The organism is Streptomyces sp. PSU-S4-23 (assembly GCF_055632315.1).
In genome coordinates, this window is the sequence record NZ_JBVMUU010000002.1 from 7,657,047 (window position 1) to 7,673,496 (window position 16,450).

The following is a 16,450-nucleotide window of genomic DNA, read 5'->3' on the forward strand; positions in this document are numbered from 1 at the left end:
CGGCTAACCCCTCTGCGGGACGGCCTGGAAGTACACCGCGGTCAACACGAAGTTGGTCACGAACAGCAACATGAAGGTGATCACCACGGACTGGTTGACGGCATCGCCCACGCCCTTCGGACCGCCCTGTGCCGTCAGCCCCTTGTACGAGGCGACGATCGCCGCGATGGCCCCGAACACGAGCGCCTTGATCTCCGCCGCCCACAGGTCGGACAGCTGGGCGAGGGTGGTGAAGGACGCCAGGTAGGCGCCGGGCGTCCCGTGCTGGAGGACCACGTTGAAGAAGTAGCCGCCCGCGACACCCACGACCGAGACGAGGCCGTTGAGCAGCACGGCCACGATCATCGACGCCAGCACGCGCGGTACGACGAGCCGGTGGATCGGGTCGATGCCGAGCACCTGCATCGCGTCGATCTCGTCCCGGATCTTGCGCGCCCCGAGGTCCGCACAGATCGCCGTGCCGCCTGCGCCCGCGATCAGCAGCGCGGTGACGATCGGCGAGGCCTCGCGCAGCACCGCGAGCACGGACGCGGCACCGGAGAAGGACTGCGCGCCCAACTGCCGGGTCAGGCTGCCGATCTGCAGCGCGATGACCGCCCCGAAGGGGATCGAGACCAGCGCCGTCGGCAGAATGGTGACGCTCGCGACGAACCACGCCTGCTGGATGAACTCCCGTGCCTGGAAGGGCCGTCGGGGCAGGGTCCGGACGACGTCCAGCGCCATTGCGAAGAGGTTGCCCGAGTGCCGGAGCACACCTGTCGGGGAGAGCAGGGAGAGCCTCATGCGCTGCTCACCCCCGTCCCGTGCAGCTCTGCCTCACGTCTCGCGATCGACTCCCAGCGGGGCGGGCGGGTGATGCCGGGGCCGGGCAGCAGGCGGGGAGTCAGGTCCCGGACTCGTGGACCCTCGTCGATCTGGGCCAGCTCCTGCTCGACCTGGGCCGCGTCCTTCTCCTCCGCCATGCCGATCGGCCCCTGCACCCGGCCGTTCAGGAACTGCCGTACGACGGGCTCGTCACTGGTCAGCAGCTTCTCGCGGGGCCCGAACACCACCAGCTCGCGCCGGAACAGCAGCCCGATGTTGTCCGGGACCTGGCGGGCCGAGGCGATGTCGTGGGTGACGATCAGGAAGGTCGCGTCGATCTGTGCGTTGAGGTCGACGATGAGCTGGTTGAGGTAGGCCACACGGACCGGGTCCAGGCCCGAGTCCGGCTCGTCGAACAGGATGATCTCCGGGTCGAGGACCAGGGCGCGGGCGAGCCCGGCGCGCTTGCGCATACCGCCGGAGATCTCGCCGGGCAGCTTCCCCTCGGCGCCGATCAGCCCGACCATGTCCATCTTCTCCAGCACGATGCGCCGGATCCCGCTCTCGGACTTGCGGGTGTGCTCGCGCAGCGGGAAGGCGATGTTGTCGTACAGGTTCATCGAGCCGAACAGCGCGCCGTCCTGGAACAGCACGCCGAAGAGCTTCCGCACCTCGTACAGGTCGTGCTCACGGAGCTTGGTGATGTCCCGGCCCTGGATCGTGATGGAGCCGCGCTCCGGCTTCAGCAGCCCCACGAGCGTCTTGAGGAACACCGACTTGCCCGTCCCCGAGGGGCCGAGCATCACCGAGACCTCCCCGGCGGGCAGCGTCAGCGAGACGTCCTGCCAGACGACCTGGTGGCCGAAGGACTTGGTCAGCCCTTCCACACAGATCTCGACACCCATCCGGTTCCACCCTTCGCCCGTGGAGCAGCTCAGACATCTGCTCTACGGGGAGGCACGGGGCGTCCGTCGCGGCGACCGGGAAATTTTTTTCGGACGCGTCTGCGGCGTGCTACGGCAGCTTCGGCGACGGTGTGCTCGAAGGCGTCATCGGGGCAGGGACGGGGGAGGAGAACGGATCGGCCGGTACCGCCGGGGCCGGGGGAGGCGACGGGACCGACGAGACGGCCGGCCCCGTCGTCAGATCCGGCGCCTTCGGCACGCCGGGCACCTGCGGGACCCGCGGCGCCGACAGCCCCGGGAGCGGGGACGAGGACACCTTCGGCAGGGACGGCACGGGCACCGGCAGCGGCAGGGACCCCAGGGTCGGTGAGGGCGTCCGACTCCGGGCCCCGGGCGCCGGGGGCGAGGAGGTGCGCGTCTTGGGGGCGTGCCCGTGGCCTGTGGCGTCGCCGCGCCGGACCTGCGCGTCGCTGGCCACGGCCGGCCGCGGCGCCGGACCGTTCCCGTTTCCGCCCGCATCGAGCGCGTACGGCAGCACGAGCCCCGCCACCGCCAGGGTCGCCGCCGTCGAGGCCACCGCGACCCCCTGGGCCTTGCCGCCCCCGCGCAGCCGCCCGCGCCCGACCAGGAACAGCACCAGCCCGAGCGTCCCGGCCAGCGAGGCGCGCAGCGTCCGCCGGGCCCGGGCGAGCAGCGACTCGACGGTCCGGTAGCTGAGCCCCATTCGCACCGCGACCTGGCTCACGTCCAGGTCCTCGGACTTCAGCCGGAGCGCCTCCGCCTGCCGGGCGGGCAGCTCACCGCTGCGCACGGCGAGCCACCTCGCCTCGGCCCGGTCGCACACCGCCTCCTCGACGGGTACCGGGCTCGGCGCGACGAGCATGGGGCGGCTGCCCACCTCGGCCTCGCGGCTGACCTGCCGGTACCGGTCGACGCACAGCCGTATCGTCACCGTCGTCAGCCAGGCGCCGAGCCGCTCGTCGTCGAGGTCCGGGCGCTCCGCGGCCCGCAGCATCGCCTCGTGCACGGCGTCCTCGGCGTCCTCCTGGCTCATGGAGCGTCGCCGCGCCACCTTGAGCAGCTGCTCGCGATGGCTCCACATGCGCTGCCAACGCTCCTCGGCGGCCGCTGTGTCCGCAGGCATGTCCGTCGCCATGAGGGCCCCTTCGCACTCACCCGCCGGTCCTGTGCTTCCGGCGGGTGGCGACATTACCGCTGAGTAGTCGTGGTTGTGGAGGGGGAGACGCCCATCGTCTTCAAAGGTGAGGCGGGCGGCGCCGACAGCGTGCGCGAGGGCCCAGGGCCCGGCTTCCGGTCGTCCGCGGGCTGCGACGGCGAGGGCTGCGACGGCGAGGGCTGCGACGGCGAGGACTTCGGCCTCTTCGGGCGGGACGGCTTCGGCCGGTCCGACCGGGATCCGGCGGATGCGTCCGGCACCAAGCGGTGTCCGGTCGGGTAGTAGAAGGCACCGAGGCAGTCCTTGCCGTCAGGGCAAGTCCGGGCACTCCTCGGCAAAGCCCTGTGAGACGGGCTGCCACACGCCGTGGTCCTCACGCATGCTCAGTCGATCCGCTTCCTCGGCGGTCTCGATCAGCTGAGCGGTGGTCAGGGGGACGGCCGCCGGGAAGACCCGCCCAAGGCGGTGGCAGTGCAGCACCGGGCGGAGTTCCTCCGAGTACGGCTCATCGGCGACCGCGAAGAGATCGGGCAGGGTCCAGCCCAGCGGACCTGCCGGGGCGGATAGCTGCTGCCGGCGGTGCGGACTCGGGTCCCAGCGCCACAGCATTCCGTGCAGCGTGCTGAGGGACGCGCTCCGGGGGAAGGAGTTCCGCCGGCACCGGCCGGCCTGCGACAACGAGGAGGTCGGCGGCCGGCATGTCGAGTTCGGCGGCAAGTCCGGTGAGTCGCTGCGGGACCGCATCAGTTCCGTTCGCGGCGAGGCTGCTTGGGATGGTGGCCCGTTCCATGTGAGGAAGGTAGCGGGTGGGCGCCGGAAGAGCCGACGTACCCAGAGGACGCCCTCCGGGTCCATGCCGTTGATCGGCTCGTCGAACATGAGCACAGGCGGGTCGCCCAGCAAGGCGGTGGCGATGCCCAGCCGCTGCTTCATACCGAGGGAGAATCCGCCGATGCGGTCGTTCGCCACCTCAGCCAGCCCCACTTCCCGGAGCACCTCGCCCACTCGGCGCCGCGGGATGCCGTTGCTGAGGGCCAGAGCGGACAGGTGGGCCGCAGCGCTGCGTCCGCCGTGAACCTGTCCGGCGTCGAGGAGGGCACCGACGTGCCGCAGCCCGCGCGGGCGGCGGTGGAGCACGGTGAAGGACAGTTGGTCGACGGCCGTCTTGCCGCCGTAGCGCTTGGTGAGTTCGCTGACTTCGATCACGGCACCCACACTGCCGAGAGGAGCCCCGCCCGGACATGCGGCCGAGGGCGGCAATCGTGCGGCCGGGTTGGCCCGGGGGGCGTACGTCCCCGGGCTGATGCCGCGCTGGTGGCGGCCCGGTTAGTCTCGCGTCGTGAACCCCATGACGACCATTCCGCTGCCTGCGCGCGTTGAGCACCCCGGTCTCGTTCCCGGCAGGGCACACCGCCGATGACGAGGACAAGGGCCGTGGCCTGGGCGGGGGGTTCCTCCTACCTCCTTGTGGTGGGTCTGCTGGTGGGGGGCGCGCCGCGGGCGTCGGGCACGGTCCACGGCGTCGGGGCGCTGCTGGCTGTGAGCCTGCTCGTCGGTGTGGTGCGACGGATGCCGCTGTTGGCTCTGGCCATGGCACTCTTCGGGTCCACCGCTGTCGTGGTGGGCCCTCCGAGTCACGCCCGTGAGGGCCTGGCAGCGTCGTACCAGGGCCAGTTCCTGTCGTATCTGTCGGTGGACCTCGTCTTGGGTTTCATCGTCGCCGCCTGCCCACGGCGCGCTTCGATCGTCGCCGTGGCCGTGTCTGCCGGCGTGCAACTCCTGGTGATCGGCGGCTTCGCGCACGGAGACAGCCTGGCCGTCAACGGGGTGATCGCCCTTCTGGCACTGGCCGCGTTCTGCATGGCCGGCCTGCTGAGTCGCGAGCGCCGCGAGCACGCGGTGGCGCTGCGCGCGCAGGAGGTGGCCGAGGCGGTGACCGCCGAACGGCTGCGGATCGCCCGGGAGTTGCACGACATGGTCGCGCACAGCATCGGCATCATCGCGATCCAGGCCGGTGTGGGCAGCCGGGTCATTCAGACCCAGCCGACGGAGGCGCGCGAGGCCCTGCGCGCCATAGAGGCCACCAGCAGAGAGGCCCTGTCGGGCCTTCGGCGCACGCTGGTGTCGCTCCGTCAGGCCGACCGGGGCGCCGCGACCGCCCCGGAGCAGTCACCGCTTTCACCCTCGCCGGGGCTGGCGGACATCGAACGGCTGGCGGCAGCGACCGCGGGTGCGGGGGTACGCGTCGACGTGCGCTGCAGCGGGGAGCAGCGTCCCGTGCCGGGCGACATCGACCTGTCCGCCTACCGCATCGTGCAGGAGGCGCTGACCAACGTGGTCAGGCACGCGGGCACCGGGCGTTGCCGGGTGGTCGTCGACTACGGAGACGAGGAACTGTTCGTGGAGGTCGTCGACGAGGGGCGTGGTGCCACCCACGACGGCTCGGCCCACGGCTTCGGCCTCATCGGCATGCGGGAGCGAGTCGGTCTGCTGGGCGGCCACCTCAGCACCGGGCCGCGCCCTGAGGGCGGCTTCCGGGTGGCGGCCCGGCTGCCGCTGCCCGCACCCTTCGGAGTTCCGGTGGAGGCCCGATGACCGTCCGCGTGGTGCTCGCCGACGACCAGCCGCTGGTTCGGTCCGGTCTACGTGTGATCATGGCCGATCACCCCGACCTGGAGGTCGTCGGTGAAGCCGCCACTGGCGCTGAGGCCGTCCAACTGGTCAGGGATGCCAACCCCGATGTCGTGGTCATGGACATCCGGATGCCCGGTATGGACGGGATCGAGGCCACCCGCCTGATCACGGCCGGTCCGGCAACGACACGCGTCCTCGTCCTGACCACCTTCGACGAGGACGACCATGTCTACGGCGCGCTCCGGGCCGGCGCGAGCGGCTTCGTGGTCAAGGACATGGCGCTGGACGATATCCTCGCGGCGATCCGCGTGGTCGCCGCCGGCGACGCACTGATCGCGCCGGGTGTGACGCGCCGTCTGATCGCGGACTTCGTCGGGGGCGCCGCGGTTGTCCCCGAGCGCGCCCCACGGCCGGTCGAGGGCATCACCGAGCGGGAACGGGAAGTGCTGACCCTGGTCGGACGCGGCCGGTCGAACACCGAGATCGCCGAGGACCTCTTCATCACGGTGGCCACCGCAAAGTCGCACGTTTCACGGCTGCTCACCAAACTGGGTGCCCGGGACCGGGTCCAGCTCGTCATCACCGCCTACGAGATGGGGCTCGTCACCCTGCCTCGCTGATGGTGTGCCCGGCCCTCTGGTGAAGCTGGACGTACGGCTGTCGCTCAGGTCTCGTGTACGAGCCGCCGAAGGAGGACGGGGCCTCGACGGACGGCTGCACCACGACACGGGGCACGATCCCGAGGGCCACGAGATCAGGGACGAGGACGTCGCGCGGCGGCAGCAGTGCTGCGACCTCGGTGTAGTGGTACTCCCGATCGGGGCGGAGTTCCTTCGCCCGGGTGGTGAAGTCCCGGCGGGCTCGGCCGATCCAGGGCTTCTTCTCCGCTGCGTCCTTGCCGTACGGGGGCTCGTTGATCCAGGACACCCGACGGGCCACGCAGCCTTGATCCGAGTCCGTTTCCCGGCGCCGGGTGTCTCAGGAAAAGGCCAACCGTGTGGGAGTCTCCCCTGGTCACGGGGCGGGACGTCCCGTGACCGCGTCATCTGCCTGCGAACCGTTGCCCGCACTGACGGCGGGCCACCACATTCGGGTTGTCCGACGGGGAGAGCAGGGACCTCTACGGCCTGCTCGGGGCAGCCGTGACCAACGCGGCGACCTCTTCGCTCTTCACCGTTCTGATCGACGACATCGGAGAACATCATGCAGCTACGCAAGCGCGGGCGGCTCTTGGCAGCCACGGGGGCCGGAGTCGTTCTGTCCAGCCTGGCAGTGGCTCCGGCCACCGCACAGACGCTGTCGTCCAGCAGCACCACGGTCCAAGCAGCGCAGCAGTGCCGGAACGCGTACGTCTCAACCACCGGTGCCTGGGGCAGCGCACGCATCTGCTGGACTTCCCTGGGCCACAACTTCTACAAGGCCAGTGCCACGGGCACGGTGAAGGACACCAAGGGCGACGGCAAGCGCGCGGCCTTGTATGTCCACACCTACAACTCCGCCGGGCATTCCTATACCCCACGTCTCGCTCTGGCCACGAAGCACGGCCAGGTCAAGTACGGCTCCTGGTCGAGCTCAAAAGTGAAGTGGGGCGTCTACATCTACGTCTGCCGGGTCGACCGCTTCAACACCACCTACAACTGCAGCAACGACGGCTGACGCCGGGTGATCCGGTGAGCCGGGTTCGGCCGGGGCGGGACGACTTCCGCACCCAGGGTTCATCGGATCGTGCAGTTGACGTGTGCTACACGGTCAGTCCTCTCCGTGCGCACGGCCCGGCTCCGCTTCAGCGTGAGCCGCACGCTGGGCATACAGCTCCATGGCAGCAAAACCGGAAGGTCTTCTCTTTGTGCCGCGCTCCAAGAGCATTGATCGCGGCGCGCAAGTTGAGCCAGATTGCCGGCGCGGCCATCACAGCCGTGACAACCTGCCCGGGCGCCATGCCGACTTGAACGAAGCACTGGACCACCTCGGCACCCATGTCCTGGACGACCTCTTTGGCCGCGCGCCGCGTCATACGCTGGCGTGATGGGTGTGGGGACAGAGGTGTTGATCGTGGACTGGCCGCGGGTGGAGGCGACAGCTCCCTGCGAGCAGGAGGAGCTGCTGATCGATGCCGCGTTCGGAGAGGTGTACAGCGACGACCTCTTCGAGCATGGCTGGTCGTGGCCCACGCAGCCGGGTGAGGACTGGTACGGCCGGTATGCCTTGCGGAACACGTTGGGTTCGTACAAGCCGCATTTTTGGGCCGGTCACCGCTGGGACCACATGCGCGACTTCGTCGAGCCCACGGTGCGCCAGGTACTTGATCGGTTCAACGACGCGCTGTTCTGGCACGGTCTGGAGGACACCACCGGGGTCGGTTCGGGGCTCCCGCAGCGGCCGTGCACCTGGGGCGCGGACCTGTTGCTGTGGTGTCCACCCGATCATGTGCCGGTGATCGCCGGTTGGTGGCGGCAGGTGGCACCGCAACTGGAGGTGCTGCGCGAACCGTTCGCGCAGCATGCCGCGGAGCCGGACGGGTGGATCACGACGTTCGAGTCGTTTGCCGGCTTTCTCGCCGATTGGGGAGAGGTGGTCACGGAGGCAGAGCGCCGCGGCTGGGGCATCGTCGGCCTGCGCTGCTGAACGCGATGCCGGTTCACCGTTCGCGGAACGGGAGTGCGTCTCGGGCAGGGTCCCGAGCCTCACAAGAGTCCTCGCCTCGGCCTCGGTACGGCGCAGCTGGTCGATGGCGCAGTTGATGCGGACCTTCGCGATGTAGGCGTCGGCGTCGTTGAGGGTGCGCAGATCGCGCTTCGCCACGTACCCAGTTTTTCGGACGCACACGTTCCCGAGGCGTCCTCGACGTACCGCTCCGGGTCCTGCCCTGTGTGGCCTCGGGCGGGGTCACCCGCGCCGACGCTTACGTCGACGTAGCGGGAGCACGAAGTGTGAAACCGTCGGCACCGCGATGTCGTACGGCAAGGGCGGAGAACAGGCCGGGAACGCTGCCGGTCGACGTAGCCGCCGCACGCCCGGCCTCGGTGGACACGTTGGTGTTTGTCGGGGGTGCCGGGCTGATGATCTCGGTGTCGCGATCGTGGGCGTGCTCGTGGAAGGACGGCCGGCGCGGGCACCGAGGAGGCGCTGCGGGGGGAGCCGGTGAACGCCGGCGCGTGCCTCTGCGCCGAAGGAGGACACGGAGCGAAGGCAGCGGTGGTCTCGTGGTCGGCATCGTCGAGTGCTGCCTTGCGCCGTCACCGCAGGGCATCACAGCGTCGCGGTCGTCCCTTCCCCGGACGCGCTGCCCGCGAGCCACTGGTCCCATCCCAGGTTGAAGTCGGCGTAGCCGTTGTCGGCCGGGGCCTTGGCACGGGGCGAGCCGGTGATGGTGACGGGGTCGCCCTGCTTGACCTGGCGGTAGAACCATTTGGCGTCCGACATGGACAGGTGGACGCAGCCGTGCGAGCCGCGGGCGCTGCCGCTGCCCGGATTGGGGTCGCCGGTCGAGTAGTGCACGTACGTGCCGGACTGGGTCAGGTGGACGTCCCAAGGCAGCGTCAGGTCGTAGTAATTGGGGCTGCCCTTGTCGCAGCTGATGCCGACGCTGCAGGAGGTCATGTGGACCTTCTCCTGCTTGTCGATGACTGCCATCGTGCCGTTCCACGTCGGATACTGGGCGCTGCCCGCATTGATCGACAGGGTGCGGATCCTTGCGCCGTTCCGGGTCACCTTCATGGTGTGGCCGCTCACGGAGACATCCGCGCGCACGTCGTCGCCGATCGTGAAGGTGTGCGTGTAGCTGCGCACGCCGTAGCGTCCGTTGCCGTTGGTGACACCCTTCATGTCAGCGTCGATCTTCACCTTCGTGCCGGAGGGCCAGTACGTCTTCGGCCGCCAGTCGGCGCGCTTGTCCCCGAACCAGTGCCAGGCGCCGACCACCGGTTGCGAGGCGCTCACTTTCATGTGCTTCTCGACCGCGGCCCGTGCCTTCTCCGCCACCGGGTTCGTGAAGACCACAGAGATCGGCATGGCGACGCCGACCGTGGTTCCGGTCTGCGGGGTGATCGTCTCCAGCAGCATCGGCGGGCCCGCGGGCTTCGTCGGTGACGGAGAGGCGCTCGCACCCGGCTTGCCCGGCGCCTTGGCGCCGTCCCCGCTTGCCTTGTCACCGCTGCCCCCACCGCAAGCACTCGCGCCCACCAGCACCGCACCCATGACGAGTGCGATCCCTATGCCGCCGTTGCGCCGTCCCACGAGGTGCCCCGCTCTCTCGCTCTTCGGCCCTGACGGGCCCCGCCTCCCTGTCAGACAAGGAGGACCGGGGCCGCAGTTGCGTGCGTCGCGTAAAACGTGTCTCAAAACTCGGTGCGCACGGCTGGGGCTGGCGGACGGTGGTACCCCCGGTGCGCAGAGCAACACCTCGCGCGGACCGGCGGAGAGGGCTGGGGCGGTCGTGCCGGGGCCGGCCTCCAGCCGGATTGCCCGCCAAGTGCCCGCCACACGGGACTGCCCGTCGCAGCTACCGGCAGGCCGGCGGTCATCCCGGTCGTCGTCAGGGGCGGAAACCCGTGATGCCGGTAGTGGCTGTCAGGATGACGTACATGGAGATCAAGGATGTTGCCCACCATGCCGTGAGTGAGCAGCGGATCGCGCAGGCGCTGGAGGGCATCGAGCGGCGGGCCCGTCGCCGCTGGCACACGATGCAGTACGACTGCTACTCCGATGGAGAGCTGCAGGCGATGCGCGACGAGCTACTCGACCACGTGGCCGCCCTCACCGTGACCGACCCCCAGCTCAGTACCCCCGCGTCGCGCATCGTCCTGCGCACCGCGGCGGAGTGCGCCCTCGGATTCTTGGACCTTGGCTGCTACCCCGCCGGCGACCAGGAGATCCCCTTTCCCCTCATCGGCGAGAGCATCAGCAGCGAGGACAAGGACTTCGAGGCCGTGGTGGAGCACGCATCCACCGCAAGGGACTGGCTGGATGCCTTCGCTCTGTGCGTGATCAGCGGCATGGTCTGGGAACAGGACCGCGTCATCGGGCTGCTGCTGCGTGAACAGGCGTCCACGATCCATGAGGGGGTGCCGTACTCGCAGCTGGACTCCAAGTCGGACCCGGCGGAAATGGCGGAGATGGATACCCTTTCCTGCTACCTGACCAAGGCCAGTGGGCACCGGCCCAGGGAATGGCCCTCGGCGGCCATGTGCATGCCGGAGGTCGACGAGCGTCTCGATGCCGCCCTCCAGCTGAACGCCCTCGGCGGCTTGACGCCGGACCAGCGGCTGTTGCGGGTACTCCTGGAGGACAACCAGCCAGCTTTCGAACAGGCCCTGGTACATCGGCTTGACCAGCACCGGCAGAACGTACCTTCCGATGCGGCGCCCCGCAGCCTGCTGCCGCACAGGACCATCGCCCTGGCCGCTCTGGCAGTCCAGGTACACGGCTGGGACTTGCACGTCCAGTCCGGCTACCTGCCGCAGGCATTGCTGAGGCCCCCCGGAGGCGCACCACCGGTCAGCAGCTGAGCGGCGCCACCCGAATCGAATCATGACCCTCTGACGGCGGATCAAATCTGACCCTCCGTGGTGGTAGATCCCCTCCGTGACGCACGGTCGGCGTCACCCACCCAGCCTTCAGGAGGCACCATGCGCGTACTGCCCCAGCTGACAGCCACTGTCACCGGGATCGGGGCCGTTCTGCTGTTCACCGCCGGGGTCGCTTCGGCTTCCGGCACGCCGTTGTCCCAGGCCCAGGCGGAGGCTCGGCTGATCCCCAACGGCATCACGGCCACATCCCCCGGCGGCTGCACCGACAAGAAGAACTCGAGCTGCGTCTCGTACGAGGGGATCCTCAGTGGCACGGTGGAGGGGGTGATCGACCTCAAGAAGGCCAGCGGCGTCGCGAGCCTCACCGTCGTCGGCGGCACCGAGGTCGGCCACGGGGAGGACGGCGGGTACAGTCACGCCAACGGCTACAAGATCGACCTCCAGCCCAGTCCCGCTCTCGACAACTACATCAAGAGCACCTTCCAGTACGTCGGCCTCCGCGACGATGGCTTCCCGATGTGGAAGTCCGCATCGGGCGACCTCTACTGCGACGAAGCCACCCACTCGGGTATCCCCGCCCACTGGGACATCGTGTACTACTAGGAGCTCGGGGTGACGGTGCAGGTGCCCGGGACCGGGACCGGCTGGGCACCTTCCGTCCCGCGCTGCTGCCGAGCACGACCGCCGCACCGGCGGCCTGGAGGAGGCCGTCCTCTCCCTGACCCGCTGCCGAGCGGACGATTCCCGGGGCCCGTCAGTCGTTCGACGGGCCCCGGGAATCGGGGTCTTCGGCGGCGCCGGGAGCCTCTGGCGGACACGGCACCCCGCTCGCCGTCATCTTGACCTGTGGCAAACGCAATGACGTCACCCGGCTGCCGACTCTTCTCGACGCCGTGCCGCCCGTCCGTGGCCGGGTCGGCCGGCACGCCGAAGAGCAGTCGCCCGCCGCGCGGACCGCGGCCCCGGGCACGGCTCCGGCCTGGGTGTCCACGAGTGAGTGGTCGGGCGGACCGTTGCCTGGCTGTCCGGCCGTGCGGCCCGGGATCCTCGGCCGGTGGTTGTGGGGCCGACACGTCTTACGCCTGATCAATTGGTTTGCAGCAAACGGATTTCTGGTGGGAGGCGCCTCCGGCCGTCCTTCCGCTGGAGTCCTCGCGCTTCCCGTGTCCCCGAGGCGTGAAACGTGATGTCTACGCGGGAAGAATTTTTGACATGGACACTTCCCTGAGGTGGCTGCCTGCTGTACCAAATGAGGGCCAGCCTTGCCGCTCAGGAGGTCTCGTGAGACGCGTCAAATTGCCATCGACCCTTGCCGCACTGGGTCTTGCGATCGTGTTCAGCCTGATGCTGACCGGTCCCGCACACGCCGCTGGAGTGGCGTACGTTGCGCTGGGGGACTCGTACTCGGCCGGTAACGGCGCCGGGAACTACGACAGTTCGAGTGGCAACTGCCACCGCAGCTTCAGTGCCTATCCCTACCTGTGGAAGAACGCCCACGCCCCGTCCTCGTTCGCCGACACCTCCTGCTCCGGTGCGGTCACGACGGATGTGACGAACAATCAGCTCGGCCCCCTGAATTCCTCCACAGGGCTTGTCTCCCTCACCATCGGCGGCAATGACGCCGGCTTCGCGGACGTCATGACCACCTGTGTGACCGGTTCGGACAGTGATTGCGTCAACCGGGTGAACCAGGCCGAGAGCTACGCTCAGAACACGCTCCCCGCCCGTCTGGACGCCACCTACAACGCGATCCGGGCAAAGGCGCCCAACGCCAAGGTGGTCGTGCTCGGTTACCCGCGCATGTACACCCTCAACGTCTTCTGCGTCGGTCTCAGCGACACCAAGCACGCCAAGATAGACGAGGCCGCGGACGTCATCGACAACGTCATCGCCAACCGCGCCGCCGCTCACGGTTTCGTCTTCGGTGACGTGCGCAACACCTTCAACGGCCACGAGTTGTGCTCCGGCGACGGCTATCTGCACTCCCTGGTGGTCTCTCCGAGCTGGGAGTCGTATCACCCGACCGCCACCGGTCACTCCAGCGGCTACTACCCCGTCCTCAACGCCAACAGCTGATCCCCTCCGGCGGACGAGCCGACCCGGCCTGATCCTCGGCCTCCGTCGTCGAACGGCGGGCCGGGCCCTGTCGCTCGGTTCGGCAGCCAGCACATCTGGAAGCGGCCTTCGTGCGGACGTGTGCTCCAGCCGTGGAAGACACACGTCCAGCGCGAAGGCCGTGGGGATGGGGCCGCCGCAGGACGGAGCGGGGGCGATGCCCCCTTGCTCGCGGAGGTTCCCGGACGGTCGCGGCGGCGATCTTGATGCCGAGGGTGGCGAGACCTTCACCGATGCCCGGCGGCGAGCCGAGACCGCAGCTCACCGTCCTTGCCGGCCGTCCTGTACGGTCACTGCCGCACGCATCGCAGAGACTCCCCAGCTTGCTCGACCCCTGGTGGTAAGAGATGACACGTTTTCACGACCGGGTGGCCATCGTCACCGGTGCCGGCGCCGCCGACGGGATCGGTGCCGCGGTGGCCCGCTCACTCGTCGAGGAGGGTGCCCGTGTCGTACTGGGGGCGACGTCCGAGCGGGTGCACCAGCGTGCGGCGGAACTGGGTCCGGCCGCCGTCGGCGTGGTCGCCGACCTCACCGTCGACGGGGCCGCGGACACCCTGGTGCGGGCGGCTCTGGAGCGCTGGGGCCGGGTCGACGTGCTCGTGAACAACGCCGGCATGACATCCGTGGCGTCGGGCTGGGACGCCGACGACGACGTGGCCCGCCTGTCCCTGACCGGCTGGGACGCGGCCCTGGCCCGCAACCTGACGACCGCCTTCCTGATGTGCCGGGCCGTTACACCGACGATGACGGCGGCCGGGTACGGACGCATCGTGTCGATCGGCTCCACCACCGGCACGATCAACGCGATGCCCGGCCAGGCCACGTACACGGCCGCGAAGGCGGGATTGGTGGGGTTGTGCCGGGCTCTCGCTCTCGAGGTCGTCAGGGACGGTATCACCGTGAACGTCGTGGCCCCCGGTTATGTGGCGACCGGCTCCCAGCTGGAGTTCGAGGCGGCGGCGGCCGCGGCGGGCCCCTTCGGGCGCAGTGGCACCCCGGAGGAGATCGCGGCGTGTGTGCTGTTCCTGGCGCACGAGTCGGCGTCGTTCGTCACCGGATCGGTGCTGGTGGCCGATGGCGGGCACGGTCTTCCCGAGACCTGGCCGCGTCCCTGACGACGGCCGGGTCGGTCCGCGCGGATCCGCATCGGCCATCGATGCCCGTGCGGCAGACGCCCACCTGGTGGGGGGCTGAGCAGGGTCCGCCTGACGCACGCGGCGATCTCGTCGTCCGCGCGCGCATACGGCCCCGGTGCCACCTCGCGGGCCCACCGGGACACGAGCCGCTGGAGGGCGGCATGGGACCGAGCCGATGGGGTGCTGGAGCCGAGCGCCCGATCAGCGGCGGATGAGGCCGAGGCCGGTTGCGGTGGCGACGGCGGCGGTTCGTGACTCGACGCCGAGTTTGGTGTAGATGCGGGCGAGGTGGGACTTGACGGTGCCTTCGGCGAGGTGGAGACGGTGGCCGATGGCCTGGTTGGACAGGCCGTCGGCGACCAGGGTGAGGACTTCGGTCTCGCGCCGGGTCAGGGCGGTGCCGGGAGCGCGCAGCCGGTTCATCAGCCGGTCCGCGACGGTGGGCGCCAGGGTGGTGCGGCCCGCCGCCGCAGTGCGTACGGCGGTGGCCAGGTCCTCGGGTGGGGCGTCCTTGAGGAGATAGCCGGTGGCGCCGGCCTCGATGGCGGGCAGGGTGTCGGCGTCGGAGTCGTAGGTGGTGACGATCAGCACGCGGGGGGCGCCGGGGCGGGCGGTGATCCGGGCGGTGGCTTCGGCGCCGCCCATGCCTTTGCCGAATTGCAGGTCCATGAGGACGACGTCGATGTCACCTCCGGCGGCGCGGGTGACGGCGTCCTCGGCGGTGGCGGCTTCGGCCACGACGACGAGGCCGGGTTCGGTTTCCAGCACGGCACGCAGTCCGGCGCGTACGACGGGGTGGTCGTCGGCCAGGAGGAGCCGGATGGGGAATTCGGTCACGGGCGGGCCTCGGGCTCGGGCTCGGTGGGCGGGGTGAGGGGGAGCCGGGCGGCCAGGACGGTGCCGTGGCCCGGGGCGGATTCGATGGTCAGGACGCCGCCGAGGGCGCGGGTGCGGGCGCGCATGGCGGCCAGCCCGAACCCGCCGCTTTCGGGGTCGGGCGCCGGCAGACGGCCGGGGGCGAAGCCGCGCCCGTTGTCGACGACGTCGAGGGCGATGCGGTCGCCGAGGTAGCTGAGGGCGACCTCGGCGGTGGTGGCGTCGGCGTGGCGGACGGTGTTGGCGAGGGCGGACTGGGCGATGCGCAGCAGAGCGACCTCGTGCGCGGTCGGCAGGGGTGCGGGGTCGCCGGTGAGACGGAAGCGCGCGGTGAGGCGGTGGCGGTCGCTGGTGGTGGTGCACAGGCGTGCCAGTGCGTCGGCCAGGGTGCTGCCTTCCAGGGCGGGCGGGGTGAGGGCGGCGACGAAGCGGCGGGCCTCGGCGAGGTCGTCCGCGGCGGCCTGGCGAGCCGCCTCCACATGACGGGCGGCGGCATCGGGCTGACCGGGAAGGCAGCGTTCGGCGGCCCGCAGCAGCAGTTGGACGCTGGAGAGCCCCTGGGCGAGAGTGTCGTGGATCTCGCGGGCCAGCCGCTCGCGTTCGGCCAGCACTCCCGCGGTGTGCTGCGCGGCGGCCAGGTCCGCGCGGGTGGCGGTGAGTTCTTCGATCAGCCGCCTGCGCTGTTCGCTCTCCCGGTACAGGGCCTGGTAGCCCCACACCACCGCGACCGCGACGGCTGCGCCGAGCGCGGGACCGATCGCCATGGCGGGGCTGAAGGAGCGCTGGTGGGCGGCGAAGCCGGCGATGGCCGCCGCCGCCGTGGCGGTCACGGCAGCCGGCCCGAGGCGGCGGGACAGCACGTGGAGCTGGAGGAAGTAGAGAGGGAAGGCGACCCAGACCGCGTCGGCGGACAGGGCCAGCAGCACCAGCCAGCAGGCGCCGACGGCAGCCAGCCACCCGCCCGCGGCCCGCCGGGAGCGGCGGATGCGGGGCAGGAGCGGTCCCGCCGCGGACACCCCGGCACAGGTCGCCGCCACGGCGACGGTCAGCGCGGCGTGCGGCCGGCCGTCGGCCACGGCGCGGCCGGCGGCCAGGGCGAGCAGGGCGACGATCAGCAGGTGAAGGCACCAGGCCAGGGCCCGGGTGGTCGGGGTCAGCGTGGGGGCGGCGGTGTTCACAGTGCGTCCCAGGTTACGAAACGCAGGCGCCCGGGGCCTCCGTCGAAAGTTACAACCCGTGTGCCGTCCTTCGGCCCGCGAAGTGCCGCCCTGC

General features: G+C 70.3%; 18 protein-coding genes. 10 read left to right on the forward strand and 8 right to left on the reverse strand.

Annotated features, from left to right (window positions below; translation table 11 throughout):
- Positions 1-3: 3 nt before the first annotated feature.
- The 3 genes from ACZ79I_RS34640 to ACZ79I_RS34650 all read right to left on the reverse strand — a co-directional run bounded on the left by ACZ79I_RS34640 (position 4) and on the right by ACZ79I_RS34650 (position 2,865).
- Entirely contained in the window at positions 4-783 is a 780-nt protein-coding gene (locus ACZ79I_RS34640) for an MlaE family ABC transporter permease (protein WP_471502882.1), read from the reverse strand.
- Complete coding sequence (locus ACZ79I_RS34645) at positions 780-1,709, reverse strand: ABC transporter ATP-binding protein (protein ID WP_471502884.1); 930 nt, start codon at positions 1,707-1,709, stop codon at positions 780-782. Before ACZ79I_RS34645 ends, ACZ79I_RS34640 begins: the two co-directional genes overlap by 4 nt.
- 109 nt (positions 1,710-1,818) lie before the next feature.
- Positions 1,819-2,865: an RNA polymerase sigma factor gene (locus ACZ79I_RS34650; protein WP_471502886.1), complete on the reverse strand. Its 1,047-nt coding sequence runs from the start codon at positions 2,863-2,865 to the stop codon at positions 1,819-1,821.
- A gap of 69 nt (positions 2,866-2,934) precedes the next feature.
- Here ACZ79I_RS34650 and ACZ79I_RS34655 point away from each other — a divergent pair, with 69 nt between their 5' ends.
- Positions 2,935-3,168, forward strand: coding sequence for a hypothetical protein (locus ACZ79I_RS34655; protein WP_471502888.1), 234 nt, complete (start codon positions 2,935-2,937; stop codon positions 3,166-3,168).
- Positions 3,169-3,195: 27 nt separating this feature from the next.
- Here the strand turns inward: ACZ79I_RS34655 and ACZ79I_RS34660 are convergent, their stop codons facing one another.
- Entirely contained in the window at positions 3,196-4,092 is an 897-nt protein-coding gene (locus tag ACZ79I_RS34660; RefSeq protein WP_471502890.1) for an ATP-binding cassette domain-containing protein, read from the reverse strand.
- Positions 4,093-4,320: 228 nt separating this feature from the next.
- Between ACZ79I_RS34660 and ACZ79I_RS34665 the strand changes: the two genes are divergently transcribed.
- Entirely contained in the window at positions 4,321-5,481 is a 1,161-nt protein-coding gene (locus tag ACZ79I_RS34665; RefSeq protein ID WP_471502892.1) for a sensor histidine kinase, read from the forward strand.
- The gene (locus ACZ79I_RS34670) at positions 5,478-6,140 is read left to right on the forward strand and encodes a response regulator (RefSeq protein WP_471502894.1); all 663 of its coding nucleotides are present in this window, start codon (positions 5,478-5,480) and stop codon (positions 6,138-6,140) included. Before ACZ79I_RS34665 ends, ACZ79I_RS34670 begins: the two co-directional genes overlap by 4 nt.
- Here ACZ79I_RS34670 and ACZ79I_RS34675 read toward each other — a convergent pair.
- A complete protein-coding gene (locus tag ACZ79I_RS34675) occupies positions 6,124-6,459 on the reverse strand; it encodes a hypothetical protein (protein WP_471502896.1) in 336 nt (111 codons plus the stop codon). The genes ACZ79I_RS34670 and ACZ79I_RS34675 overlap by 17 nt on opposite strands.
- A gap of 264 nt (positions 6,460-6,723) precedes the next feature.
- On the opposite strand from ACZ79I_RS34675, the gene ACZ79I_RS34680 reads away from it, so the two are divergent.
- From ACZ79I_RS34680 to ACZ79I_RS34690, 3 genes are all read left to right on the forward strand, one after another.
- The gene (locus ACZ79I_RS34680) at positions 6,724-7,176 is read left to right on the forward strand and encodes a hypothetical protein (RefSeq protein WP_471502898.1); all 453 of its coding nucleotides are present in this window, start codon (positions 6,724-6,726) and stop codon (positions 7,174-7,176) included.
- A gap of 160 nt (positions 7,177-7,336) precedes the next feature.
- Positions 7,337-7,546: a hypothetical protein gene (locus tag ACZ79I_RS34685; RefSeq protein WP_471502900.1), complete on the forward strand. Its 210-nt coding sequence runs from the start codon at positions 7,337-7,339 to the stop codon at positions 7,544-7,546.
- Positions 7,546-8,145 carry a hypothetical protein gene (locus ACZ79I_RS34690; protein WP_471502902.1) on the forward strand — a complete coding sequence of 200 codons (600 nt, stop codon included), beginning with the start codon at positions 7,546-7,548 and terminating at the stop codon, positions 8,143-8,145. Before ACZ79I_RS34685 ends, ACZ79I_RS34690 begins: the two co-directional genes overlap by 1 nt.
- 624 nt (positions 8,146-8,769) lie before the next feature.
- On the opposite strand, the gene ACZ79I_RS34695 is transcribed toward ACZ79I_RS34690, so the two are convergent.
- Positions 8,770-9,756, reverse strand: coding sequence for a L,D-transpeptidase (locus ACZ79I_RS34695; RefSeq protein WP_471502904.1), 987 nt, complete (start codon positions 9,754-9,756; stop codon positions 8,770-8,772).
- A gap of 347 nt (positions 9,757-10,103) precedes the next feature.
- On the opposite strand from ACZ79I_RS34695, the gene ACZ79I_RS34700 reads away from it, so the two are divergent.
- The 4 genes from ACZ79I_RS34700 to ACZ79I_RS34715 all read left to right on the forward strand — a co-directional run bounded on the left by ACZ79I_RS34700 (position 10,104) and on the right by ACZ79I_RS34715 (position 14,281).
- Complete coding sequence (locus tag ACZ79I_RS34700; protein ID WP_471502906.1) at positions 10,104-11,027, forward strand: immunity 49 family protein; 924 nt, start codon at positions 10,104-10,106, stop codon at positions 11,025-11,027.
- Between the two features lie 120 nt (positions 11,028-11,147).
- Positions 11,148-11,651, forward strand: a complete 504-nt coding sequence (locus ACZ79I_RS34705) for a hypothetical protein (protein WP_471502908.1) — start codon at positions 11,148-11,150, stop codon at positions 11,649-11,651.
- A gap of 678 nt (positions 11,652-12,329) precedes the next feature.
- Entirely contained in the window at positions 12,330-13,124 is a 795-nt protein-coding gene (locus tag ACZ79I_RS34710) for an SGNH/GDSL hydrolase family protein (protein ID WP_471502910.1), read from the forward strand.
- Between the two features lie 386 nt (positions 13,125-13,510).
- Positions 13,511-14,281, forward strand: a complete 771-nt coding sequence (locus ACZ79I_RS34715; protein ID WP_471502912.1) for an SDR family NAD(P)-dependent oxidoreductase — start codon at positions 13,511-13,513, stop codon at positions 14,279-14,281.
- 222 nt (positions 14,282-14,503) lie between these two features.
- Here the strand turns inward: ACZ79I_RS34715 and ACZ79I_RS34720 are convergent, their stop codons facing one another.
- Together ACZ79I_RS34720 and ACZ79I_RS34725 are read right to left on the reverse strand one after the other, a co-directional pair.
- Entirely contained in the window at positions 14,504-15,139 is a 636-nt protein-coding gene (locus ACZ79I_RS34720) for a response regulator (protein ID WP_471502914.1), read from the reverse strand.
- A complete protein-coding gene (locus ACZ79I_RS34725; protein ID WP_471502916.1) occupies positions 15,136-16,356 on the reverse strand; it encodes a sensor histidine kinase in 1,221 nt (406 codons plus the stop codon). The genes ACZ79I_RS34720 and ACZ79I_RS34725 overlap by 4 nt, the downstream gene beginning before the upstream one ends.
- Positions 16,357-16,450 lie beyond the last annotated feature (94 nt).